Annotated in this window: 23 protein-coding genes; 15 read left to right on the top strand and 8 right to left on the bottom strand. The window is 71.9% G+C overall.

What is annotated here, in order from left to right; genetic code table 11:
- Positions 1–36: 36 nt before the first annotated feature.
- Both AB5J87_RS02510 and AB5J87_RS02505 read left to right on the top strand, forming a co-directional pair.
- Entirely contained in the window at positions 37–465 is a 429-nt protein-coding gene (locus AB5J87_RS02510) for a DUF2243 domain-containing protein (RefSeq protein ID WP_369373405.1), read from the top strand.
- On the top strand, positions 462–1,259 hold the full coding sequence (locus AB5J87_RS02505; protein ID WP_369373404.1) for a cytochrome c oxidase assembly protein: 798 nt from the start codon (positions 462–464) through the stop codon (positions 1,257–1,259). The genes AB5J87_RS02510 and AB5J87_RS02505 overlap by 4 nt, the downstream gene beginning before the upstream one ends.
- Here AB5J87_RS02505 and AB5J87_RS02500 read toward each other — a convergent pair.
- The gene (locus AB5J87_RS02500) at positions 1,243–1,905 is read right to left on the bottom strand and encodes a M15 family metallopeptidase (RefSeq protein WP_369373402.1); all 663 of its coding nucleotides are present in this window, start codon (positions 1,903–1,905) and stop codon (positions 1,243–1,245) included. The two genes, AB5J87_RS02505 and AB5J87_RS02500, sit on opposite strands and share 17 nt — an antisense overlap.
- A 95-nt stretch (positions 1,906–2,000) precedes the next feature.
- Between AB5J87_RS02500 and AB5J87_RS02495 the strand changes: the two genes are divergently transcribed.
- Both AB5J87_RS02495 and AB5J87_RS02490 read left to right on the top strand, forming a co-directional pair.
- Positions 2,001–2,744 carry an SOS response-associated peptidase gene (locus AB5J87_RS02495; RefSeq protein ID WP_369373400.1) on the top strand — a complete coding sequence of 248 codons (744 nt, stop codon included), beginning with the start codon at positions 2,001–2,003 and terminating at the stop codon, positions 2,742–2,744.
- A gap of 444 nt (positions 2,745–3,188) precedes the next feature.
- Positions 3,189–3,584, top strand: coding sequence for a GNAT family N-acetyltransferase (locus AB5J87_RS02490; RefSeq protein WP_369373398.1), 396 nt, complete (start codon positions 3,189–3,191; stop codon positions 3,582–3,584).
- Positions 3,585–3,737: 153 nt separating this feature from the next.
- On the opposite strand, the gene AB5J87_RS02485 is transcribed toward AB5J87_RS02490, so the two are convergent.
- Entirely contained in the window at positions 3,738–4,364 is a 627-nt protein-coding gene (locus tag AB5J87_RS02485) for a TetR/AcrR family transcriptional regulator (RefSeq protein WP_369373397.1), read from the bottom strand.
- A gap of 130 nt (positions 4,365–4,494) precedes the next feature.
- On the opposite strand from AB5J87_RS02485, the gene AB5J87_RS02480 reads away from it, so the two are divergent.
- Positions 4,495–5,946 carry an amidase gene (locus tag AB5J87_RS02480; protein WP_369373396.1) on the top strand — a complete coding sequence of 484 codons (1,452 nt, stop codon included), beginning with the start codon at positions 4,495–4,497 and terminating at the stop codon, positions 5,944–5,946.
- A gap of 180 nt (positions 5,947–6,126) precedes the next feature.
- Positions 6,127–7,602, top strand: a complete 1,476-nt coding sequence (gene rox / locus AB5J87_RS02475) for a rifampin monooxygenase (protein WP_369383331.1) — start codon at positions 6,127–6,129, stop codon at positions 7,600–7,602.
- Positions 7,603–7,720: 118 nt separating this feature from the next.
- Here rox and AB5J87_RS02470 read toward each other — a convergent pair whose 3' ends face one another.
- The 3 genes from AB5J87_RS02470 to AB5J87_RS02460 form a co-directional block, all read right to left on the bottom strand.
- Complete coding sequence (locus AB5J87_RS02470) at positions 7,721–8,188, bottom strand: hypothetical protein (RefSeq protein ID WP_369373395.1); 468 nt, start codon at positions 8,186–8,188, stop codon at positions 7,721–7,723.
- 19 nt (positions 8,189–8,207) lie between these two features.
- Positions 8,208–8,429, bottom strand: a complete 222-nt coding sequence (locus AB5J87_RS02465; RefSeq protein ID WP_369373393.1) for a hypothetical protein — start codon at positions 8,427–8,429, stop codon at positions 8,208–8,210.
- 180 nt (positions 8,430–8,609) lie between these two features.
- Positions 8,610–10,136 carry an alpha/beta hydrolase gene (locus AB5J87_RS02460; RefSeq protein WP_369373391.1) on the bottom strand — a complete coding sequence of 509 codons (1,527 nt, stop codon included), beginning with the start codon at positions 10,134–10,136 and terminating at the stop codon, positions 8,610–8,612.
- A 231-nt stretch (positions 10,137–10,367) separates the two neighbouring features.
- On the opposite strand from AB5J87_RS02460, the gene AB5J87_RS02455 reads away from it, so the two are divergent.
- The 4 genes from AB5J87_RS02455 (at position 10,368) to AB5J87_RS02440 (ending at position 14,381) form a co-directional block, all read left to right on the top strand.
- Positions 10,368–11,588 (top strand): sensor histidine kinase, encoded by a 1,221-nt coding sequence (locus AB5J87_RS02455; protein WP_369373389.1) that lies wholly within the window; start codon positions 10,368–10,370, stop codon positions 11,586–11,588.
- Positions 11,585–12,295 carry a response regulator gene (locus tag AB5J87_RS02450; RefSeq protein WP_369373387.1) on the top strand — a complete coding sequence of 237 codons (711 nt, stop codon included), beginning with the start codon at positions 11,585–11,587 and terminating at the stop codon, positions 12,293–12,295. The genes AB5J87_RS02455 and AB5J87_RS02450 overlap by 4 nt, the downstream gene beginning before the upstream one ends.
- A 281-nt stretch (positions 12,296–12,576) precedes the next feature.
- On the top strand, positions 12,577–12,918 hold the full coding sequence (locus AB5J87_RS02445; RefSeq protein WP_369373385.1) for a hypothetical protein: 342 nt from the start codon (positions 12,577–12,579) through the stop codon (positions 12,916–12,918).
- A 311-nt stretch (positions 12,919–13,229) separates the two neighbouring features.
- Positions 13,230–14,381 (top strand): hypothetical protein, encoded by a 1,152-nt coding sequence (locus tag AB5J87_RS02440; RefSeq protein WP_369373383.1) that lies wholly within the window; start codon positions 13,230–13,232, stop codon positions 14,379–14,381.
- A gap of 42 nt (positions 14,382–14,423) precedes the next feature.
- On the opposite strand, the gene AB5J87_RS02435 is transcribed toward AB5J87_RS02440, so the two are convergent.
- Complete coding sequence (locus tag AB5J87_RS02435) at positions 14,424–15,005, bottom strand: TetR family transcriptional regulator (protein ID WP_369373381.1); 582 nt, start codon at positions 15,003–15,005, stop codon at positions 14,424–14,426.
- 117 nt (positions 15,006–15,122) lie between these two features.
- Here AB5J87_RS02435 and AB5J87_RS02430 point away from each other — a divergent pair, with 117 nt between their 5' ends.
- Positions 15,123–15,353, top strand: a complete 231-nt coding sequence (locus tag AB5J87_RS02430) for a hypothetical protein (protein WP_369373379.1) — start codon at positions 15,123–15,125, stop codon at positions 15,351–15,353.
- A gap of 39 nt (positions 15,354–15,392) precedes the next feature.
- On the opposite strand, the gene AB5J87_RS02425 is transcribed toward AB5J87_RS02430, so the two are convergent.
- Entirely contained in the window at positions 15,393–16,223 is an 831-nt protein-coding gene (locus tag AB5J87_RS02425; protein ID WP_369373377.1) for a polysaccharide lyase family 7 protein, read from the bottom strand.
- A 364-nt stretch (positions 16,224–16,587) separates the two neighbouring features.
- On the opposite strand from AB5J87_RS02425, the gene AB5J87_RS02420 reads away from it, so the two are divergent.
- The 4 genes from AB5J87_RS02420 to AB5J87_RS02405 all read left to right on the top strand — a co-directional run bounded on the left by AB5J87_RS02420 (position 16,588) and on the right by AB5J87_RS02405 (position 22,377).
- On the top strand, positions 16,588–17,571 hold the full coding sequence (locus tag AB5J87_RS02420; RefSeq protein WP_369373375.1) for an ABC transporter permease: 984 nt from the start codon (positions 16,588–16,590) through the stop codon (positions 17,569–17,571).
- A 1-nt stretch (position 17,572) separates the two neighbouring features.
- Entirely contained in the window at positions 17,573–18,517 is a 945-nt protein-coding gene (locus AB5J87_RS02415) for an ABC transporter permease (RefSeq protein ID WP_369373373.1), read from the top strand.
- Positions 18,514–20,595, top strand: a complete 2,082-nt coding sequence (locus AB5J87_RS02410; protein WP_369373371.1) for a dipeptide ABC transporter ATP-binding protein — start codon at positions 18,514–18,516, stop codon at positions 20,593–20,595. The genes AB5J87_RS02415 and AB5J87_RS02410 overlap by 4 nt, the downstream gene beginning before the upstream one ends.
- A gap of 99 nt (positions 20,596–20,694) precedes the next feature.
- Positions 20,695–22,377 (top strand): ABC transporter family substrate-binding protein, encoded by a 1,683-nt coding sequence (locus AB5J87_RS02405; protein ID WP_369373369.1) that lies wholly within the window; start codon positions 20,695–20,697, stop codon positions 22,375–22,377.
- 46 nt (positions 22,378–22,423) lie between these two features.
- Here AB5J87_RS02405 and AB5J87_RS02400 read toward each other — a convergent pair whose 3' ends face one another.
- On the bottom strand, positions 22,424–23,227 hold the full coding sequence (locus tag AB5J87_RS02400) for a thioesterase family protein (protein WP_369373367.1): 804 nt from the start codon (positions 23,225–23,227) through the stop codon (positions 22,424–22,426).
- Positions 23,228–23,535 lie beyond the last annotated feature (308 nt).

Below are 23,535 nucleotides of genomic sequence, written 5' to 3'. Positions count from 1 at the left end.
ACGGGAGGAGCGGGCCATGTCCACGAGGCGCTCCGCATGAGCGCGCGCAACGTCACCAGCGGCGTCCTGGTCGGTGTCGGAACGGCGGCGTTCGTCGACGAGACGGTCTTCCACCAACTCCTGCACTGGCACCACTTCTACGACAGGTCGACCAGCGGTGTGGGCCTGGTCTCGGACGGCCTCTTCCACGCGTTCGGCTGGCTGGCGATCGTCGCGGGCCTCTATCTCTACGCCGACCTGCGCAGACGGAGCGCCTTCGCCCACGGCACGTGGTGGGCCGGATTCCTGCTGGGCCTGGGCGGCTTCCAGCTGTACGACGGCACGTTCCAGCACAAGGGCCTGCGGCTGCACCAGATCCGGTACGGCGTCGACCTGGCGCCGTACGACTGGACGTGGAACTCCCTCGCCGTGCTGTTCCTGGTGGCCGGTGCCGTACTCCTGGTCCGCGCCCGGGCCGGGCGGTGATCGCGGCGACCGTCGCCGTAGCCGTCCTCCTCGGCGTGCCCTACCTGGTGGCGGCGGCCCGGCTGCGGGGGCGCGGCGATCCATGGCCGCGCCGGCGCGACGCGGCGTTCACGGCGGGAGCGGTGGTCCTCGTCGCCTCGGTCGCGGGAACCGCCGCCCATGACGCCACGGTGACGGGCCGGCCCTTCACCCACCACATGGCGGGCCACCTGGGCACGGCGATGGCGGCCCCGCTGCTGTTCGCCGCCGGGCGGCCGGTCACCCTGGCGCTGCGCGCCCTGCCGCCCGGGCCACCGCGCCGGACCCTGGTCGCGCTGGCGCGCTCGCGGCCCGTCGCGCTGCTCCTGCACCCACCGGTGGCGGCGGTCCTCGACGTCGGCGGCCTCTGGCTCCTGTACCGCACACCCCTGCTGGCCAGGACCCATCACACACCGTCCCTGGACGCGGTGGTGCACCTCCATCTCCTCCTCGCGGGCTGCCTGTTCACCTTCGCGGTCCTCGCCCGCGAACCGGTGCGCCACCGCCCGGCCACCCTCACCCGCGCCCTGATCCTGCTGGCCGCCTCGGCCGCGCACGCCGTCCTCGCCAAGTCCCTGTACGCGCACGGCCCGCCCGGCACGGCGTACACCGCGGCCGACCTGCACGCGGCGGCACAACTGATGTACTACGGCGGCGACGCCGTCGAGCTGGCGCTCGCGCTGCTGATCGGCCACCAGTGGTACCGCGCCGAAGGCCGCCGCCGAACGCCCGGGCGGCGGCTGGGCGCGGCCGGACCGGTCATCCGTGCGCGGTGAGTTCCCTCGGGCCGTAGCAGGCGGCGCTCGCACCCGTCAGCAGGGCCCAGTAGCGGTCGCCGTAGGACCAGTGCCACCACTCCGTGGGGTAGTTCACCAGCCCGGCGGCGGTGAGCACACCACCGAGCAACCGCCGGTTGGCGCGGGCCTCTTCGCCGATGCCGGCGGCATCGGTGTAGCAGGCGCCCCCGCTCTCCTCCGGGCCCGCGTTCATCCGCGTACCCAGATCGAGTTCGCGCCCCTCGGCGTCGGCGAGGGTGAGGTCGACGGCCGCGCCCGCGCTGTGCGGGGCGATGTCGGGCGGGGAGACATAGCGGCTGGCCGCCGAGTGGATCCGGTCGGCGGGCCACTCGGGGTGCAGGGCCCGGAGCTCGTCCGCGTACTCCTCGAAGTACTCCCGCTGGAGCGCGGGCGGCCGGTACCCCTCGACGAACAGCAGCCGCACGCCCGGCGGGAGCAGCGCCTGCGCCTTCAACAGCCGCTCCAGCACGCCCTCGCGCAGCCACGCGAAGGCGTCGGCCGGGTCCTGCTTGCGCGGATCGACCAGCAGCCGACCACCGGCGCGGACGTCGACGAGGCGTTCACCGCACTCCGCGACAGGTACGGCGGCGACCTGCGGATCGGACATCAATATGATTCCACTCATGGGCCGATCATCGCGCAGGGTCCGGTCCCACCGCGGCAGCCGACACGGCGGGGCGGTATCGGATCGCGGGCCCCTCCCGGTGGCACAGTGGGCGCATGTGTGGCCGTTATGTCTCCGCGCGCAGCCCCGACGACCTGGTGCGGCTCTTCCACGTGACCGACTGGCCGCCCCCGGAGACCCTCGCGCCGAGCTGGAACGTCGCGCCGACCGACGACGTCTGGGCGGTCCTGGAGCGGGCCGCGCGCGACGGCGACGGCGACGCGGCGCCGGGCAGACAACTGCGTCCGCTGCGCTGGGGCCTGGTGCCGTCGTGGGCGAAGGACGTGAAGGCGGGCGCCCGGATGATCAACGCACGGGTGGAGACCGTGCACGAGAAACCCGCCTTCCGCCGCGCGTTCGCCAGACACCGCTGCCTGCTGCCCGCCGACGGGTTCTACGAGTGGGAGCAGGCCGAGGACCCCGGCACCGGGAAGGTCCGCAAACAGCCCTACTTCATCCACCCCGAGGACGACGGGGTGATGGCGCTCGCCGGGCTGTACGCGTATTGGCGCGACCCGGCCGTCGACCGCGACGACGACCCCGCCGCCTGGCTGGTGAGCTGCACCATCATCACCACCGAAGCCACCGACGAGGCGGGCCGGGTGCACCCCCGCATGCCGCTCGCCCTCACCAAGGACCACTACGACGCCTGGCTGGACCCGCGCCACCAGGACCCGGACGAACTGCGCGCCCTGCTGACCCGGCCCGCGGGCGGCCTGCTGGCCGCACGGCGGGTCTCGACGGCGGTCAACAGCGTTGCCAGCAACGGGCCTCGGCTGGTGGCGGAGGCCGCACCCTAGACCGTCGTGGAGCCGGTGGGCCGGTGGGCCGGTGCGCCGGGCGGGAGGGCCGGGCGGCTCGCGTGTGGCCGTTCCCACCGCCGGGATGGGGTAGGGTTGATCTTGAGCCGGTCGGGAAGAACTTCCCCACTCCGGCCGCGCGTTGGTGGTCCAAGGAAAGACGCCCCACTTCCTGTGGGGAGATGCAGGTGCAAGGCCGGCCCAGCGCTCCGATCCGATGCCCGCCCCCGCTGTACGCGGAGGCGGGCATCGGTGTATCCGCCGCACATCGGCGCCGGCGACCGGACCGCCGGTCGACCACCCCTCCGATGCGCTGAATCCTGGGTGCGTGGGGCTGCTTCCGCGTGATGGGATGCGCGGCATGAACGACTCTCCGTGTGCCCGTATCGAGCGGTGCTGTGTGACCGTGCCCTTCCTCCTGCCCGTACGGCCGTGGGGGGTGTCATGACGATCAGCCATGTATGGCGCGGTGACTTCGACGACGCCGCTCTCGACGAACTCCACGCGGAAGGCTTCGGCCACCCGCCCGGGCGGACGGCGTGGCGCGCGCGGCTGGAGCGCCACAGCCTCGGCTGGGTGTGCGCGTATGAGGGCGACCGGCTGGTCGGCTTCGTGAACGTCATCTGGGACGGCGGAGCCCACGCGTTCGTCCTGGACACGGTCGTCGCCCCGGGCAGCCGGTCGCGGGGAGTGGGCGCCGCACTCGTCGAGGCGGCTGCGGAAGGCAGCCGCGCCGCGGGGTGCGAGTGGCTCCACGTCGACTTCGAAGAGCACTTGCGGCCGTTCTACTTCGACGCCTGCGGTTTCCGGGAGACGGCGGCGGGGCTGATCGCCCTGTGAGCCGCGACGCTTGGTGAAACGCGGGGGTGGGTGTGCCGGTGTCGGCGTGCGCGGACGTGGTTGTTCCCGCCCGCCCGTGAGGTCATCTTGTCGGCGCTCACAAGCGGGCGGGTGCGCGCGGGTCAGCGGCGCGCGGTGTGCGCGGCCACGCGCTCAGTCGGCCGTCGGTGAGGCGCCGGGGGTGGGCGGCAGCTCCCGGTCCAAGGCCGCACCGACGATCCTCATGAGCCGTTCCCCGGCCCGGTCGACGCTGCCGTTCTGCGTGCTGACCTGCGCACCTTCCAGTGCGAAGGTGATCTCGGCGGCGGTCTGCGCGGGGTCGGGCAGCCCGGCCCGCTCGCACATGCCGACCAGCCGGTGCAGCTGGAGCGCCTTGTGCTGCTCGATGACCTGCCGGGCGGGGTGGGCGCGGTCGGGCAGCTCGGCCAGGGAGTTGATGAAGGGGCAGCCGCGGTGGGAGAGGGTGGGGAGTCCGTCGGCGATGAAGCGGGCCAGGGCGAGGATCTGCTCCCTGGGCCGGTCCGGATGGTCCCGCTCGACCCGGTCGAAGGCCGCCTGGTAGTCGGCGGCGACGATCCGCAGCCACTCCGCTACGAGCACGTCCTTGGTCTCGAAGTGCCGGTAGATCGCCATTTTGGTGGTCTCGGCCTTCTCGGCGATCGCCTGGACGCCGACGCGCAGGATCCCCTCGCTCTGGAAGAGCTCCTCCGCCGCGTCGAGGATGCGCTCGCGAGGCGGCAGTTTGGCGACTCTGTCCGGCCTGCTGGCGGTCGATGCCATGGCTGCTCCGTGACGTCCGGTCGGTGAGGGGTCCCTCGTTTCCCTGTTACGGTACCAGTCCGTGCCGCACGATACCGATCGGTATCGTATGGTGCTCAACGGTATCGTTTTCGTTCAGGGGAGTGGCAGAGTGAGAGTTGCCGAGTACGTGACGTTCGACGCGGTGGGGCTGGCGGAGCTGGTGGCCCGGGGCGAGGTGACCCCCGCCGAACTGCACACCGCCGCGCACGAGGCCGCGCAGGCGGTGAACCCGCGGATCAACGCCGTCGTCGAGACCTGGCAGCCGGACGACGAGCCCGTCCCGGGCAGCACGCCCCTGGCCGGAGTGCCGTTCCTGATCAAGGACATGGGTGTGACCATGGCCGGTCGGCGGACGGAGCTCGGCAGCCGTCTCGCGGCGGGCCTCGTCGCGGGCGCCGACTCCGCCCTGATGACCCGTCTGCGCCGGGCCGGGCTGGTGACGTTCGGCCGGACGACGACACCGGAGCTGGCCTACGGCATCGTGACGGAGACCGCGCTGTACGGCGCCACCCGCAACCCCTGGGACCCCGAGCTCGGCGCGGGCGGCTCCAGCGGGGGCGCGGGCGCGGCCGTCGCCGCCGGAGTGGTCCCGCTCGCCCACGGCACCGACGCCGCCGGATCGCTGCGCATCCCCGCCGCGTACAACGGTCTGTTCGCGCTGAAGCCCACCCGGGGCCGGGTCTCCATGGCCCCCGACTTCGACGAGATCTTCAACGGTCTGGCCGTGCAGGGCGGTCTCAGCCGGACGGTACGCGACAGTGCGGCGCTGCTCGACCGGATCGCGGGCCCGGAGGCGGGCGACCCCTACTTCGCCCCCCGGCCCGACCGCCCCTACCTGGAAGAAGTCGCCCGCCCGCCGGGCTCGCTGCGGATCGGCGTCCTCGCCCAGGGGTGGGGCGGACGCCGCACGTCCGCGCCGGTGGCCGACGCGCTCGCCCGTACCGTGGCCCTGCTCGAATCCCTCGGCCACCGGGTGACGGACGCCGAGGCCGGTCTCGGCGTCGGCTGGGAGGAGTTCGTCCTGGCCGGTGCCCGTCTGATGGCCGCGAACCTCGCGGCCCAGATCGACGAACTGGCCACCGTCCTCGGCCGGCCCGTCGACGCCACCACCCTGGAGCCGCAGACCCTGGCGGGCCACCACTACGGGCAGCGGGTGAGCGCTCCCCAGTTCGTCGCCGCGCTCGCGGTCCGCAACCGCGTCGCGCGCGGCCTGGCACGGCACTTCGACACGTACGACATGGTGCTCACTCCCACCGTGCCCGAGCTCCCGGCGCCCGTCGGGACCTACGGGGAGGGAGTGGCGGCGCTGGACGGTCTGGGGTGGATCGACCGGCTCAACGACCGCTCGCCGTTCACCATGGCGTTCAACGTGGCGGGCACTCCCGCGATGTCCGTGCCCCTGATGACCGACACCGCTACCGGACTGCCCATCGGAATGCAGTTCGCCGCCGGTTACGGGCACGAGGACCGGCTGTTCCGCCTGGCCGCGCAGCTCGAAGAAGCCGCACCGTGGTCGGGCCGCACCCCCGAGGTGTGGGCGGGCCGCCGTCTCGACGGCTGACTGAGGACCGCCCCCCCCCGGCGCACGAAAAAGGCAAGGAGCGCAACCACTCCCTGCCATGTTCAAGATATAGCGCACGGGGGGGCTTGCGGCAAGGCCCCCGTCATGGCGCACACTCTGCGAGTCGAAGCCCGTGACCTGCGGGGATTCGGCAATCCAAGAGCGATGCAGGGGGATTTCCTGATGGACGTGATCGTGGTCGGCGCCGGTCCCACCGGTCTGATGCTGGCCGCCGAGCTGCGGCTCCACGGTGTCCACGTCGTGGTGCTGGAGCGGCTGGCGGAACCGACCAAGGAGACCCGCGGGCGCGGCCTGCACGCGCGCAGCGTCGAGCTGATGGACCAGCGCGGTCTGCTGGACCGGTTCCTCGCGGTGAGCGAGAAGTTCCAGGTCGGCGGGCTCTTCGGGGGAATCATGAAGCCCTGGCCGGAGCAGCTGGACACGGCCCACCCGTACGGCCTGTCCACCCTCCAGCCGATGACCGAGCGACTGCTGGACGAGCACGCCCTGGAAGCCGGGGCGGAGATCCGGCGCGGCCACGAAGTGGTCGGGCTGAGCCAGGACGAGGACGGGGTGACCGTCGCACTCGCGGACGGCACGGAGCTGCGTGCCCGGTACGTCGTCGGATGCGACGGCGGGCGCAGCACGGTGCGCAAGCTGATCGGTGTCGGTTTCCCCGGCGAGCCCGCCACGGTGGAGACCCTGCTGGGCGACGTGGAGGTGACCGCGGACCGGAAGACGGTCGACGCCGTCGTGGCGGAGGTCCGCAAGACCGTCATGCGGTTCGGGTTCATCGACAACGGCGACGGCACGCACCGCGTGGTCGTGCCCGCCGACGGGGTGGCCGAGGACCGTACGACCGCTCCCACGCTCGAAGAGCTGCGGCAGCGGCTGCGGGCGGTGGCGGGCACCGACTTCGGGGTGCACTCACCGCGCTGGATCTCCCGCTTCGGCGACGCCACCCGGCAGGCCGAGCGCTACCGCGTCGGCCGGGTGCTGCTCGCCGGGGACGCGGCCCACATCCACCCGCCGACCGGCGGGCAGGGGCTCAACCTCGGTGTGCAGGACGCGTTCAACCTCGGCTGGAAGCTGGCCGCCACGGTCAACGGCTGGGCGCCGGACGGTCTGCTCGACACCTACCACGCCGAGCGGCACCCGGTGGGCGCCGCCGTGATCGACAACACCCGCGCCCAGATGGTCATGCTGGGCACCGGAGCGGGCGCGACCGCGCTGCGCGCGCTGTTCGACATGCTGATGGACTTCGAGGAGGTGAACCGGTACGTGACCGGGCTCATCACCGCGGTCGACGTCCGCTACGACTTCGGTGAGGGCGAAGGTGGGAGTGCGGGTGAGGACGGGGAGTCGGCGATCGAGCCGCACGCGCTGCTCGGGCGGCGGCTGCGGGACGTCCGGCTCAAGGAGAGCGGTCGCCTCTACGAGCTGATGCACACCGGACGCGGACTGCTCCTCGACCAGAGCGGCCGGCTCTCGCCCGACGGCTGGGCGGACCGGGTCGACCATGTCGTGGACACCTGCGAGGAGTTGGACGCGCCCGCCGTACTGCTGCGGCCCGACGGTCATGTCGTGTGGGTCGGTGACGACCGGCGGGAGCTGCTCGCCCGGCTGACGAAGTGGTTCGGCGCGCCGACCGGCTGAGCGGGCTGCGGCCGGGCCGTCCAGGTGGCGGCGCGGTCTCCCGCCCGTAGGTGGGCCGGGGTCCCCCTCCCGTACGGGCGTGCGGAGGGGGACCGGTTCGCCGCCGCGGCCGGACGTGTCACTCGGCCGCGGCGATCCACTCCCGCAACTGCTCCATGGTGGTGGACGGATCCGCGACGAGCGCGGCGAGCTGGTCGTCGCGGGGGTTGAGAGTGGCGACGGCGGGGCAGCGGTGGCAGGCGTCCACACCCGCCTGGTTCCACCACTTGCAGCGCGGACGGAGGTGGCACCGTGGTACGGCCCCGGTGGCATCGGGTACGGGCAGGGTCTGGATGCGGTCGATCAGCCCGCAGGCTTCACCGACCCGGTTCGCGCAGCCGGACACGCAGTGGGAGGCGAACCGGAGCACCCGGTTGGGGGCGATGCCCTCCGGGATGGACGGCAGCACGTCCGCCGCCGGGACCGGCTCCGCCAGATAGACGACCTCGCCGTTCTCGCCCGACCGGACGCCCAGGACGATGGATTCCGGCCGGTGCGCCTCCCCGCTGGGGCACCAACTGACCTGCTGTTCACCAGAGTTGTCCACGGTGCGCACCCCCGTCCCGTCAGGCGGACGCGGAGTCGGCGCCGGGGCTCAGGTACACGCCCAGGATGGGGCCGCCCGTCGTCGTACCGTTCTCCAGCTGGGCGGTGGCGACCGCCTTCTGGACGTGCGCGGAGAGCTGCTGCGCGTCGATTCTCTGGGCCGCGTGGGCGGTGCCACCGGCGGCGAGGAGCCCGGTGACCAGCGCCGCCGTGGCGGCTGCCGTCCGCAGGTTGGTGTTCATGCCGTGTCTCCTTGACGTGGTCGTCGCAACTGACAGAGGCGACCGTATGTATCAACTCCCTTTCGGGGAAGCCGTTTTGGTGCGTAATTTTTTCTCCGGAGCGGCGGCGGGCGGCGTCACCGCCCCGCTGCGGGTGGCGCCCGGCCTTCCGCTTCTTCCTCCGCCCGTCGCACCGGGGAGCTAGCGGTGCCCGGCCGCCGGCCCGGCCGGTGCCCGGCACGTCAGATCCTCGGCCGGGAGCCTGCCGGTGGTGAGGTAGCGCGTGGCGCTCTCGTCCGCGCAGGACCCGAAGGGGTAGACCCCGTGCCCCTCGCCCCCGGCGACGGTGACCATCCGCGAGCCGCGCAGGGCCCAGTGCATCGCCCAGCCCGCGGCCAGTGGCGTCTGCGGATCCCACTGGTTCTGCAGGATCAGCGCGCCCACCTCGTTGTTCACCGTCGTGGTCGGTTCGGCGGCGGGCTTCCAGAAGGCGCACGGAGTGATGGTGGACGCGAAGTCGCCGTACAGCGGATACCGGGCCTTGTCGCGGACCGCGTCCCGGCGGTAGCGCTCGGGGTCGCGCGGCCATGTGTGGCTGTCGGAGCACAGGACGGCCCAGGCGCTCGCTTCGGCGTTGTCCGCCGGGACGCCGGGAGCGGACTCGGTGGGCGCGGCCGCGGGCCCCCGCCGGGGTGTGCCGTCCGGTTCCGGTTTCCTGTCGTCCGCCGACCGCTTCAGCGCGGCTACCCATTCCGCCGCCTTCTGAACATGGAACAACCTGCTGTGCTGGGCGCGGATGTCGTCCCCGGTGACCGGGCCCCCGTCGGTGGCGACCGGCGCCCGGTCGGCCTCGGCGACCAGGTCCCGGAACGTCTCGCGGACCGCGGCGGCCGTGGTGCCCAGGTGGTACGTCGAGTCCCGCCGCGCGGTCCACTGGCTCCACCGGGCGAAGGCGGGCTCCGCGCCCTCCGCCATCCCCTGGAACATGCCCCGCCAGACCCGGGTGGGGTCGGCCGCGCTGTCGAGCACGAACCGGTCGGTGCGGCGGGGGAACATCTGGGCGTAGACGGCGCCGAGGTAGGTGCCGTAGGAGTAGCCCAGGTAGGAGATCTTCTTCTCGCCCAGCACGGCGCGGACGACGTCCATGTCGCGGGCGGTGTCGCGGGTGGTGAGGTGCGCCGCCGCGGCGCCGCCGTGGGCCCGGCACTTCTTCGCCACCGTACGCGCCCACGTCACGTCCTTCTCGAACGTCGCGGCCCGGTAGGGGTGGTCGGTGACGCGCTCGTCGGCGGTCAGGCCGCAGGAGACGGGGGAGCTCCGGCCGACCCCCCTCGGGTCGAACCCGACCAGGTCGTACCGCCGCTTCACCTGGTCCGGCAGGTCCGTCGCCAGATCGACGGGCAGGCTCAGCCCGGGCGCGCCGGGTCCGCCGGGGTTCAGCAGGAGAACGCCCCGGCGCTCCTCGGCGCCGCTCGCCCTCAGCCGGGACACCGCGATGTCCATCGTCGCGCCGCCGGGGTCGCCGTAGTCCAGCGGAACCTTGACGGTCGCGCACTCGAAGCCGGCCGGGGACGACGCGTCACACCGCTGCCAGGCGGGCGTCCGCTGGGTGTACGGCCGCAAGGGGTCGGTGTGCGCGAGGGGTACGGCGTTCGCGGGCGTCAGTGTGGACACACAGGTCGCGGCGAGGGCGACGGCCAGCAGAGAAGGTATGCGGGTGCTGCGCACTGCGGTAATTCTCCTTGCGGAAAGGGATGTTGACGACCGGAGCCGACACGCGGTCGAGTCGGCCCGCCATGTCCTGGCGGCCGTCCGCACCGGCCGCCGGTTCGGGGCGCGATCGGTTCGGGGCACGATCCTGCTCCCCGGGGCGCGCCCGCACATCGCGGAATAGCGGGAAGAATTACTCCCCCGATCGGGGGAGGAGCCCGCCGGAACGGTCGGTCATAATGGCTGATTGTGATCAGGGGAATCCGGCCGTTGCTGAGCGGCTCCACGTATTCTGGTGCGCTCTTCGCCTTCGGTGGCGCGCTGCTGAGCCTTCCTTTGCTGCCTTTCGCGATGCTGCCGGCACTTGCCGTGCCGTCCGCTCATCAAGAAATACGCGCCTTTCTGGCTCTGCTGGTCTGGACCGGGCTGATTGGCGCGATCGGATGCGCGCGCACCGCGCGCCGCGCGCTGACCGCCGCCGCGCGCCGCTCCCTCCGGGTGGCGTTGCCGGCTCCCGCCCGGTCCGGGGGAGCCGACCGCCGCCGGACCCCGCTGTGGCTGCTGCTGCACGTGGCCCTCGGCTGGGCGCTGTCCCTGGCCGGAGGCGTGCTGCTCCTGGCGGGCCTGACCCTGCCGGTGCCGTGGTTCCGTACGGAGGCGGGGCTGAGCCTGTTCGGCGGGACGGTACGGGCCGAGGGCGCCGGACAGCGGTGGGCGGTGGCGCTCGGCTGTCTGCTGCTCGCGGCGGCGCTGTGCGCGGTGGTGACCGGGGCGCTGCGGTGGCTCGCGCCCCGGCTGCTCGGGCCCTCGTCGGCCGAGCGGCTCGCGCTGGCGGCCGAACGGGAGCTGCGCCTGGCCGAACGCAACCGGCTGGCCCAGGAGTTGCACGACTCGATCGGCCACACCCTGACGGCGGCCACGATCCAGGCCGCCGTCGCGGGCGAGGTCCTCGCCGCCGACCCGACCGCCGCACGGGCCGCGCTGCGCGGCATCGAGGAGTCGGCCCGCGCCGCGCTGGAGGACCTGGACTACGTACTGGGCGTCCTGCGCGAGGAGGAGACGGCGGTGGCGCCGACGCGCACGCTGGCCGATCTGCCGGAGCTGACCGAGCGGCTGAGGCTCGCGGGCGCGGTGGTGGAGCAGCAGGTCTCGGGCGACCTGGCGCAGGTGCCGGGGACGCTCTCGCGGGCGGCGTACCGGATCGTGCAGGAGGGGCTGACGAACGCGCTGCGGCACGGGGCCGACGGCCCGATCGGGCTCCGGGTGGCCGCCGTGCCGGACGGGCTGGAGGTCGAAGTGGTGAACCGGACCGGGGACGGCACGGGCCCGCGCGCGTTCCCGGAGTCCGGGCGCGGCCTGTCGGGGCTGGCCGAGCGGGTGCGCCTGCTGCACGGCGAGATGGAGGCGGGTCCGGCCGGGCCGCGGCAGTGGCGGCTGGCGGTCCGGCTGCCGGTACGGTGGTCGGCATGATCGTCCCCGACGGGGGCTCCGCGGCCTTCACGACCGCCGCCGCGGACCCCGCTCCCCGCACGCTCCTGATCGCGGACGACGACGAGGTGACCCGCAGCGGCCTGCGCACCCTGCTGGCGGCACAGCCGGGGATCGAGGTGGTCGGCGAGGCCGCGGACGGCGTCGAGGCGGTCGAGCGGGCGCGGCGGCTGCGGCCGGACGTGGTCCTGATGGACGTGCGGATGCCGCGCCGCAACGGGATCGAGGCCACGCGGCTGCTCCTGGCCGAGCCGTCCGCACCGTCGAAGGTCGTCGTGATCACCACCTTCGAGAACGACGGCCACGTCACCGCGGCACTGAGCGCGGGGGCCGCCGGGTTCGTGCTCAAGAGGTATCCGGTCCGCCGGATCGCGGAGGCGGTGCGGGTGGTCGCGGCGGGCGAGGCGATCCTGTTCCCGGCCGAGCTGCGCCGGATGGTCGCCGCCCGCCCGCTGGCCGGCGCCGAGGCGTTGCCGCAGGCGGCGCTGACGGCCCGGGAGGAGGGGGTGCTGCGGCTGATGGCGACCGGCCTGTCCAATCCGGAGATCGCCGAGTCGCTCACGGTCAGCCAGGAGACGGTGAAGACCCACGTCGGGAACGTGCTGAGCAAACTCGGCGCGCAGAACCGGACCCACGCCGTGGTGATCGCGTACGAATCCGGTCTGGTGGTACCGGGGTTCACCGGCTGACGCCGTCGATGTGCGGATGCCCGGTGGATGACCCGGAGATGGCCGCGGAGGAGTTTTCGGAAGTCTCCTGGATTTGCCTCCCAGTTGGGCGGGCTCCCTGGTCCGGCATTGTCTCCATGCATACCGTCGTATGAAAATCCCGTATTCGCTGGCCGATATCTTGCGACAGATGTCAGATCAACTGGCGTTCGTGGAGCGGCTCCTGACAGAGTGCCGAAAAGAAAGGCAAGCCATCACTCGACACATCATCATCCGACGAGAAAATTGAAGGAGGGCAAGCCATGAAGGCCGCCCGTGTATGGGCTTCCATCGGTATCGCCACCCTGTCCGTGACCGGCCTCACCCTGGGCGCCGCCGCCCCCGCGTCCGCGGCGCCGCACACGACGTGCACGATCGGCCGAGGTGAGTCCTTCACCACGGTCGGCATCCAGTGCAACCGACAGCTTCCCTCGGACAGGACCACCGTCGTCACCCTGGTGGACGGCTACTCGGTGGAGACCTGGCGGTGTCTGAACGACCCCCCGGTCTACTTCTTCGTCAGCCCCGCGCGCACACTCGCGAGCCAGCTGAGGGCGGAAGAGGGCAATACGTACGTCGGCACCAACTGCATGCGGCTGCGCTGACCGCGGCTCTCCGCCTCCGCGCACCCGCGCGAGGCATCGCAGTACACCCCCGCCCACGGCCGGGCGACCGCCCCGGCCCGCGATGAGGCACGTCACCCCAGGCCGGACGGCCGCCACCGCGCCCCCCGATCGGCGCGGCATCCAGTCCGGTCACCCCCGCACCCCGCGCAGCGACGGCCACCGAGGCGTGGCCGAAAAGGTCAGGGAAGTCATGGCCGGGGCGCGTGGCAAGACTGTGACAGGGGTACCGCTTCCTTCGACGGGCCCACGGAGGATACTGGTCGGGCCCCGATCACCTACAGAACGAATCCATGGCCAAGAAGAGCATCTCCTCGACGACCGTTCCCGACACCGTGTGGCTGGGGCGCGGACGCCACCTCGGGCCCGAACCCGAGCAGGACGTCCGGCGGAACCTGATCGCCCTGAAGGCGGCCGGGGTGCTCGACGACTTCCTGGAACTCGATCCGGTCGAGGCGGCCCGCTCCACCGTTCTGCACCCGCGCGACGAGTCGGCCGACCCCGGCCCGCTGGCCCGCCGCCTCTTCGAGGCCCGCTGGCAGGCGGCCGACGGTGTCACGGTCCGCGCACAGCTGACCACGTACGACGCGGAGTCCCGCCGCAAGTCCGGCGAGGGCGTCACCTGGGTCCTGGCCGCCGAGGCGGAGCGGGCGTGGGACGCGCACTGGCCCTCGCCCGCCACCATGTTCTGGCCGGACAGCGAGCGGATCGGCTGGGACCACGACACCGTGCCGGGCGTGCGGCTGCGCACGACGAACCAGCTGCCGAAGGACGACGACGAACTGCGCCACCGGCTGCGCGACTGCGCACGGCAGAGCTGGTACGTCCACGTCCTGGTGCACGAGGCCATGACGCCGGACGCGGCGGGCCAGCAGCCCGTCTCGGCGTTCCTGCCGCCGAGCCTGCGCCACCGGGTGGTCGAGCACCGCGGCACACCGGAGCAGGCGCAGATCGCCGACTTCGCCGTCAAGCGGGAGCTGGGCGTGCGGATGCCGCGCGGCGGCGCCGTCGTCCTGCCCACGGACCCGAAGACCCCCGAGTACGACGCGGACCGCTTCACCGTGCGCACGGTGATCCTGGACGGCTCGGAGCCGGCCGAACTCCTGGACCGCGTCAAGGAGTTCGCCGCCCTGCCGCGACCGCTGACGGCCGACGCCGAGCAGGTCCTGACGCGGCTGCGCCAGGGCTGGCACCTGCTCACCCCGGACGAGGAACTGCTGCACGCCCAGGCGATGGTCACCAAGTACGCGGAGGCGCTCGACGCCATGACCACCTCCCGCGATCTGTACCGGGAGGCCGCCGAGGCGGCGCAGGCGGCGCTGGGCGAGGGGGGCGGCGGCGACGGTGTGCCCCGGCCGCGCGCGACCGGAACGGCCGCGGCGGACGGCTCGCCGCTCGGCGCCCTCACCAAGGCGTTCGGCCGTTTCCGGGGTCCCGGCAAGTAGGGGCGCGGCCACGGCCGTGCGGGCGGCGGTTCGAGGACGAGCTCAGGAGGTCAGTCGCCGGACCAGGGTGACCAGCACCTCGCGCTGGTCCTCGGGGCTGCCCTGGGTGCCGGGGGACAGCAGCATGCGCGCGAGCTGGGGCAGGGTGAACCAGGACGCGGTCAGTGTGATCACCGCGTGCACGAGCTCGCCCGCGCCGACCGCGTCGGTCAGCGCGCCGGCGCGCTGGGCGGCGGCGACGGCGGCGATCTTCTCCGCGTAGTGGTCGGTGCGCTCGCACTCGGCCGCCACCCGGTCCTGGCAGAGCAGGCCCTCCCAGGCCATCAACCGGACGAAGTGCGGATGCGCGCGGTGGTAGTCGTGGATCCGGCCCGCGTAGTCGCCGAGGTCCGCGGCGAGTTCGACGGTGAGCGGCACCTGTGCGGCGACCTTCTCCAGCTCGGACTCCAGGACCGCGACGAACAGTTTCTCCTTGCTGCCGAAGTACTGGTAGATCCGCTCCTTGTTGACGCCCGAGCGGGTCGCGATCCGGGCCACCCGGGCGCCCTCGGGGCCGTGCTCGGCGAACTCCTCCACCGCCGCGTCGAGCAGGAGCTGTCGGGTGCGTGCTGTGTCCCAGGCCATTCCCCGACTCTAACCCATGTCCAACCGAATGGTTGGACATGGCGCCCGGGTTCGTGCCAGACTCCAACCCGATGGTTGGAGATCCGCCATCGCATCCGCCCTGACCAGGAGGAATCCATGTCCGAGCAGTCCCCCGCGGCCGGTCCGTCGATCCACCGCCGTGCTGTGATCACCTGGCTGGCGGTGTATCCGACCATCACCGTCGTCCTCGGTCTGCTCGGCCCGCGGACGGCGCACCTGCCGCTGGCGCTCCGCACGCTGATCCTCACCGTGATAGTCGTCCCGGTCGCGGCCTATGTCCTCGTTCCGCTGCTGATGAGGGCGAACGCGGCCCTGGCCCGCCGCTGAGCGGGCCGGGTCCTTGGGGGCGGTCCGCGTCGCGCGCGTTCAGCGGTGGGAGACGGTGAGCTTGTAGAAGCCGACGCGGGCGCCCCTGGCGGTGCTGTCGGAGGACGACTGGTTGTACGAACCCGCCTTGAAGTACTGCTTGTAGCCGTTGAAGGACGACGGTATGGGGTAGTGGGTCGTCGTTCCGTTCACCGTCAGGTCGATGGTGTGCCCGCCCGAGACGCCGATCGTGTAGCTCCAGGTCTTGCCGAGCGCCACGTGCCCCACCGGGTGGGGGGTCTGGCCGCCGGAGGGTGAGTCCTCGGTGCCGAGGACGATGTCGCCGTTGGCGCGGTAGTACAGCTCCAGGAGCGGTTTGGTGGACGAGCCTCCGCTGCCGAGGTGGATCTGGCCCACGCACACGTTGGACGTCACCGACACCACGCGCAGGGTCGCGTCGAGGCGGTGGGTGCCGGCGAGCGACCAGTCGGCCGCGCTGCCGTCGCGGTTCATCTCGCGCAGTTCGGAGCGGGCGTAGTGGGAGTTGGGTGTGGTGACGCCCTTCTCCGGCGCCCAGAACGTCATCGCGCCGTCACGGGTGTCCGTGTAGAAGTAGCCGTCCTGGTAGCCGCCCGCACCCTGGAGCCGTGACGAGGGGATCGTGGTGGGGGAGCCGGGTGAGCCCACCGGCTCCTGGAGCTGCCACACCGACAGGTCGAAGTTGCCGCCCGGCGCGACCGAGGGGTTGGCGAGGATCCGGGCGCCGGCCGACGTCCGGGACGCGGCCGGCGGGGGCGTGGTGGGCGTCGCCGATGCGGCGGGGGCGGTGAGGGCGAGGCCCCCCATCGCGGTCGCGACGGTCAGATAGGTGAGCAGCGTGCGAGTACGCATGGGGGAAGCTCCCTGTCTCTATTCATGTGAGTGAACGACATGCTTTCATCTGAACGCGAGAACCGTAGAGGCGTGGCATGGGCCCGTCAATGGTCCAGACAGGTCGGACTGGAGGGCCGGACGGGAGAGCCAGGTGGGACGGCCGTGTTCTCGCCGTGGCGGCCTGTTTTGCTACAGCGGCGTTTCGGCCTCGTGGCGGAAGTCCGTAAACCCTGGTGCCGCTTCTCGATCACGGACCAGACTCGCATTCGCACGCCTGTGCAGACGTTCCGTACCTCCAGAAGGCACCACCGCGCATGTATACCTCCCTCAGACCCCGCGCTCCCGAGGCGCACCTCCCGCGTGCGGTGAGGGGGTGCCCGGCGTGGTGCGCCATCTGACGCGCAAGGCGGCGGGCTGGCTCCTGATGATCGTGGTCGCGACCAACGCCACGTACTTCCTGGCCAGTTGGTTCCTCGACCCGCGGTCGAACTTCAAGGAGCTGCGGCCCGTGCGCAGCGAGGAGCAGATCGACCGGGCCCTCGCCCCGTACAACCTGGACCCGAGCGTGCCGCTCGTGCACCGGTGGTGGGACTGGTTCACCGGGGTGTTCCTCCACTTCGACTGGGGGAAGTCGCCCACCGGTGTGTCCGTGAACGGGGAGATCGGCTACCGGTCCCTGATCAGCGCGGAGCTGGTCGTCATGGCCACGGTGCTGTCCGTCGTGCTCGGCGTCGCGCTCGGGGTGTACACCGCGGCACGGCAGTACGGCTGGGCCGACCGCATCACCCAGGCGGTGTCCATCGCGGTGTTCAACGTACCGACGTCGGTCGCCGCGCTCGCCGTGGTCTTCGTCGCCATCTGGCTCAACCAGCACGCCGGGCTGCACTTCCTCTACGTCGCCGGTGAGAACTCACCGAACGTCCAGGGGCTGTTCCCCACGATCGGCGACCGGTTGCTGCACCTGATCCTGCCGACCCTGACGCTGACGCTGATGGGGTACGTCGGCTACCACCTGACACAGCGTTCGCTGCTGCTCGACACCATCAACGCCGACTTCGTGCGCACCGCCAGGGCCACCGGACTCACCCGTGCGCAGGCCGTCCGCAGACACGCGCTCCGGGCCGCCCTGATCCCGACCGCCGCGTCGGTGGCGTTCAGCATCCCGTCCATCTTCACCGGAGCCATCATCACCGAGACGATCTTCGGCTGGAACGGCATGGGCCGCTACTTCATCCAGACCATCAGCAAGAACGACGTCCACGGCACGGTCGCCACCGCCGCCTTCGCCGCGGCCCTGACCGCCATCGGCGCGATCCTCGCGGACATCGCCACGGTCTTCCTCGACCCGAGGGTGCGGGTGAGCTGACGTGACGACAGACGTGATGAGCGAGGCGACCGCGGCCGACCGGGCCCCCGGCGGACCGCTCCGCGCACCCCGCGAGGGGCGATCGCTCGGCCGCGGGCGGCTCTACCTGCGGCGCTTCCTGCGCAACCGGCTCGCCGTGGCCGGTGTGCTGATCTTCGTGCTGCTGGTGCTGTTCAGCGCCTTCGGCGACCTGTTCACCTCGTACACCTACTCCGACGCCGACTTCGCCGCGCTCACCCAGCCGCCGAGCGCCGCCCACTGGTTCGGCACCAACCAGGGCGGCAACGACATCTACGCCGCCACCGTGCACGGGCTCCAGCGTTCGCTGGTGATCGCCGTGAGCGTGTCCGTGCTGACGGTCGTCGTCGCCGCGCTCATCGGCTCCAGCGCCGCCTACTTCGGCGGCCGGGTGGAGAAGGCGACGCTCGCCGCCATCCACTTCCTCCTGATCGTCCCCTCGTTCCTCATCCTCGCCCTCGTCTCCCACCGCCTGGCGGGCGACTGGCGCGTCCTCATCGTCGTCCTGACGGTGTTCGGCTGGATGTCCACGGCCCGGGTGATCTGGTCGGTGTCGACGTCCCTGCGCGAACGGGACTACGTGAAGGCTGCCGAGTTCATGGGAGTGCGCCCGCTGCGCATCATCCTGCGCCACATCATCCCCAACCTCGGCTCGCTGCTGATCGTCAACCTGACCCTCGGAGTGGTGTCGACCGTGCTCAGTGAAACCGCCCTGTCGTTCCTCGGGTTCGGCGTCCAGACCCCGGACGTCTCCCTCGGCACGGTCCTCGCGGACGGCGCGGGCACGGTCACCAGCGCCCCCTGGCTCTTCGCCTTCCCGGCGGGCCTGGTCGTGCTGCTCACCGTGTCGATGACCTTCGTCGGCGACGGACTGCGCGACGCCCTCGACCCCACGTCCGTGACCGGTGCGGCGGGAGGCCGACGATGACCCTCGCGACGACTGAGACCCGACCCGCGGAATCCGGCACCACACCCGTCCTCTCCGTGCGCGACCTGCGGATCACCTTCCCCTCCGAAGCGGGACCCGTACAGGCGGTACGCGGAGTCGGCTTCGACCTCCTGCCGGGCCGCACCCTCGGCATCGTCGGCGAGTCCGGTTCGGGGAAGTCGGCCACCGCCATGGGCATCCTGGGACTGCTGCCGCCCTCCGCCGAGCTGAGCGGCCAGGTGCTGCTGGGCGGACGCGACCTGATCGGCCTCGGCGACAAGGAGCTCTCGCGGATACGCGGGAACGCCATCGGCATGGTCTTCCAGGACCCGCTGTCCGCCCTCACCCCGATCTTCCCGGTGGGCAGACTCCTCTCCGACGCCCTGCGCGTCCACCAGGACCTCGGCAAGCGGGCTGCCTGGGAGCAGGCCGTCGAACTGCTCGACCTCGTCGGCATCCCCGATCCGCGCGAGCGGGCCCGGGCCTTCCCGCACGAGTTCTCCGGCGGTATGCGCCAGCGGGTCGTGATCGCCATGGCCATCGCCAACAAGCCGTCCGTGCTCGTCGCCGACGAGCCGACCACCGCCCTCGACGTGACCGTGCAGGCCCAGATCCTCGACGTCCTGAAGCTCGCGCAGCGCGAGACCGGGGCCGGACTCGTCCTGATCACCCACGACCTGGGGGTCGTCGCCGGACACGCCGACGAGATCGCGGTCATGTACGCGGGCCGCGTCGTGGAGCGGGCGGGCGCGCGGGAACTCTTCCGCCGCCCCACCATGCCGTACACCGCGCGGCTGCTGGCCGCCGTGCCGACCGTCGACAGCGGGATCCACCGGCCCCTCGTCCCCATCGGCGGGGAACCGCCCTCGCTGGTGGACCTGGCACCCGGCTGCCCCTTCGCGAGCCGCTGCGCCGTCGCCGTCGACGCGTGCCGCACCGGCGAGCCGCAGCTGCGCGAAGTCACCGGCCACGGCCACGTCGCCTGCGTGCGCGCCGGTGAGGTCGCCGACGGCTCGCTCGACCCCGCCGACGGCGCGGCGGCCCTGGAGCGGCCCGCCGCGCCGGGTTCCGCCGCGAGCGCGGAGGTCGTGCTCCGCGTGAGCGACCTCGTCAAGACCTTCCCGGTCACCAAGGGCGCCCTCCTCAAGCGCCGCGTCGGCACGCTGCGCGCCGTCAACCGGGTGGGGTTCGAGCTGCGCGCCGGCGAGACCCTGGGCCTGGTGGGGGAGTCGGGCAGCGGCAAGACCACGACCCTGCTGGAGATCCTGCGCCTCAAGGAACCCGAGGGCGGACGCATCGAGATCGCCGGTACCGACATCGCCACCGCCCGGTCCGCCGCGCGCGTACGGGAGTTGCGGCGGGACGTCCAGATCGTCATGCAGGACCCGACGGGCGCCCTGGACCCGCGGCTGCCCGTCGGCGACCTCCTCGCCGAGCCCCTCCAGGCGATCGGGCGCGACCGCGAGTCGATCCGCGTCCGCACCGCCGCACTGCTGCGCCTGGTGGGCCTGGACGCCTCCATCGGTGACCGCTTCCCGGCCGCGCTGTCGGGCGGGCAGCGCCAACGCGTCGCGATCGCCCGCGCGCTGGCGACCGAACCGAGACTGCTCGTCCTCGACGAGCCGCTCTCCGCGCTGGACGTGTCCGTGCAGGCGGGCATCATCAACCTGCTGGCACGGCTCAAGCGCGAACTGGGCCTGGCCTACCTCGTGGTGGCCCACGACCTGGCGGTCGTGCGGTACGTCTCCGACCGCATCGCGGTCATGTACCTGGGCCACATCGTCGAGACCGGGGACACCGAGACGATCTTCTCGGATCCCAAGCACCCCTATACGCGGGCGCTGCTCTCGGCGATCCCGGTGCCCGACCCGGAGCGCGAACGCACCCGTGAACGCATCGTCCTGGCGGGCGAGCAGCCGAGCGCCGCCCGGCTGCCGGCGGGCTGCGTCTTCGTCGACCGCTGCCCGCTGTACCGCACGGCTCCCCCGGAAGTACGGGAGCGCTGCCGCACGGAGCGCCCCGAGCCGACCGCCGCCCCCGGACGCCCCGGCCACCAGTACGCCTGTCACGCGGCCTGAGCCCACCGGCTACCGGGCGCGCCGGCACCACCCGGGCCGCGCCGCCCGACCCCGTCGCACCACACCGCAGTCCATCGAAGCCAAAGGAAGCATTCCGCCATGCGCGCAAGACTGGCCCTGCCCGTCGCCCTCCTCGCCGCCATCTCCGTCACGGCCACCGCGTGCCAGTCCTCCTCCGACAAGGACTCCGCCGGGCCGGACGGCAAGACCGCGGCGAAGGCGGCGCCGTCGGCCGCCGACTACAACCCGCAGCCGTACGAGAACATCAAGGACGGCGGCACCTACACCACCGTCGGCACCTTCGACGAACAGGGCAACCCGTTCAACGTCAACTCGACGCTGACCGCGTCCCGGGTGTGGTCCTGGTACAACGCCGACGCGATCACCTACTCGCCCACCGGCCAGGTCCAGTACAACCCGGACTACTACAGCGACGTGAAGGTGTCCGTCGAGGGCGGCAACCAGAAGGTCACGATCACGATCAACCCGAAGGCGGTCTTCAACGACGGCACCCCGATCGACTGGACCGCGATCGAGGCCACCTGGAAGGCCAACAACGGCTCGGACAAGGCGTTCGCCGCCTCCTCCACCGACGGCTACGACCGGATCACCTCCGTGGCGCAGGGCAAGGACGCCAAGCAGGCCGTCATCACCTTCAAGGGCGTCAACGCCGCCTGGTCGAGCCTGTTCACCACGTTCCTGCACCCCAAGGCGGCGACGGTCGACAACTTCAACAAGGCGTACGTCAAGAAGGCCCATCCGGAGTGGGGCGCGGGCCCGTACACGGTCGGGTCCTGGGACGAGCACTCGGGCAACATCACCTTCGTCCGCAACCCGAAGTGGTGGGGCAAGAAGGGCAAGCTGGACAAGCGCGTCTACGTCAACCTGGAGTCCACCGCGGCGGTCAACGCCTTCAAGAACGGCCAGGTCGACTACACCTCCGCCTCCGACGCGGAGAGCCTCAAGCAGATCAAGGGGCTGAAGGGGACGGAGATCCGCAGCGGCGGCAGCCCCTTCGAGTACGCGCTGTACTTCAACACCAAGTCCGCGGTCTTCGCCGACACCGAGGTCCGCAAGGCCGTCCAGCAGAGCATCGACCGCGCCCAGATCGCGAAGATCCAGTTCCAGGGGCTCGACTACCAGGAGCCGCTGCCGGGCTCGGCCGTGCTCTACAGCTTCCAGAAGGGCTACCGGGACAACGTCTCGTCCGTGCTCGCCTACGCGCCCGCGGAGGCCAAGAAGACGCTGGACGCGGCCGGTTGGAAGCCCGGCGGTGACGGCATCCGGGTCAAGGACGGCAAGAAGCTGGAGGTCGGCTACACCCTGCTGGGCGACGACCCGCTGGGCAAGGCCACCGCGGGCGCGCTCGCCGCGATGCTCAAGCCCGTCGGTGTGCAGCTGGTCATCAAGAAGACCGACGACTCCGAGTTCTCCAAGGTGCTGAGCGAGCGCAGGTTCGACCTCTTCCTGTCGGGCAACCGCTCCATGGACCCGTTCGGCGCCCGCTACCTGTGCGACTTCTACTGCTCCGACCGCGACTCCAACATCACGGGTTCCGGCAGCCCCGCCCTGGACAAGGAGATCCGCGCCACCGCGGACATCGCCGACCTCGACCAGCAGATCGCGGCGGTCAACAAGGTCGAGGAGAAGGCCCTCCAGCAGTACGCGTTCCTGCCGCTCTACAGCGGCCCCTCGACGTACGGAGTGAAGAAGGGGCTCGCCAACGTCGGCGCGACCATCTTCTACAGCCCGCTGCCGGAGACGGTCGGCTGGCAGAAGTGACGCGTGCGCCCGCACCGGCCGGACCACCCGGCCGGTGCGGGCGCACTCAGTCGCCGGTCAGCGGGCGGACCGTGAGGATCTGTTCGGCGTGGCCGACCGGGCCGTGGAGGTCGTGCAGGACGCTGCTGGTGAGACCCTGGCCCGACGGGCCGAACGTCACCGTGGTGTCGAGGCCCGTCCACGGCCCTCGCGGCTGTCGGTGGAGGTGGATCGTCAGATCGAGGTTCGGGAACATCCAGGTCGTGGGGTCCTGCTGCACGGCGATGCCGTTGGCGGTGTCCACGAGCGCGAGGTAGGAGGCCAGCGGGCCGCTCGGCTCGCCCGCCACCAGGTCGACGCCCGAGGAGATCCAGGCGGTCGCCCGCCCCTTGCGGGACGCGCGGGCGCGGCGCACCTCGACGGAGGAGACGTACCCGCCGTTCCACTCCTCGCCCATGGACCACACCGGGAGTTCGTCGGGGGAGGGGAGCCGTTCGTGGGGGCTGTCGGCGACGGCCGAGGTGTCCAGGGACGCCAGCAGCCAGACCCGGGCGCGCACGACCGGGCGGCCGTCGATGGTCACGGTCGCTTCGAGGAGTTCGATGGTGCGGCCGGGGCGGACGGTGTCGACGGTGATCTCGCACTCGTCGAGCGCGATCCTGCCGAGGATGTCATAGCTGATCCGGCCCACCACGAGGTTGCCGGGCCGCGCCGCGAGGTGCTGCTCGACGGCGTGCGCGACGAGTCCCGCGAGCGGGCTGAAGTGCTGCTCGTCGCTGCTCCAGGCACCCCCGGCGTGGGCCGTGGGCTTGAAGCGGCGCTCGCCCGTTCGCTCGTAGTAGCTGTCACGCGCGATGACGCCAGTGGTCACGGGGACCGTCTCCTCGGGCAGGGCACATGTGCATCGGATAGCTGTATCAGTCACGCATCGTAGGTGCCGGGCGTGCCGGGGTCACCGTGATCTGCCGCACAGGTACGGGAGGGGTGGAGGTGCGAGGTGCCGCTTCTCGGGCGCGAGGGGTGCGCGGTGCGCGCACGGGGCGTGCGCGATGCACGTGTGATGTCGCGTCCATGGCATGGCTGGATTGCCGATCGCCTGCCCCTGGGGGTGGGGAATAGCCTGCGATGTGTCAACTAGGTTGATATCAGGGCCAGTTGAGGTCATGCACCACCGGTGAA

This window comes from Streptomyces sp. cg36 (assembly GCF_041080675.1).
In the GTDB taxonomy this organism is placed as follows: domain Bacteria; phylum Actinomycetota; class Actinomycetes; order Streptomycetales; family Streptomycetaceae; genus Streptomyces.
This window is presented reverse-complemented; position numbering and strand designations above follow the sequence as displayed.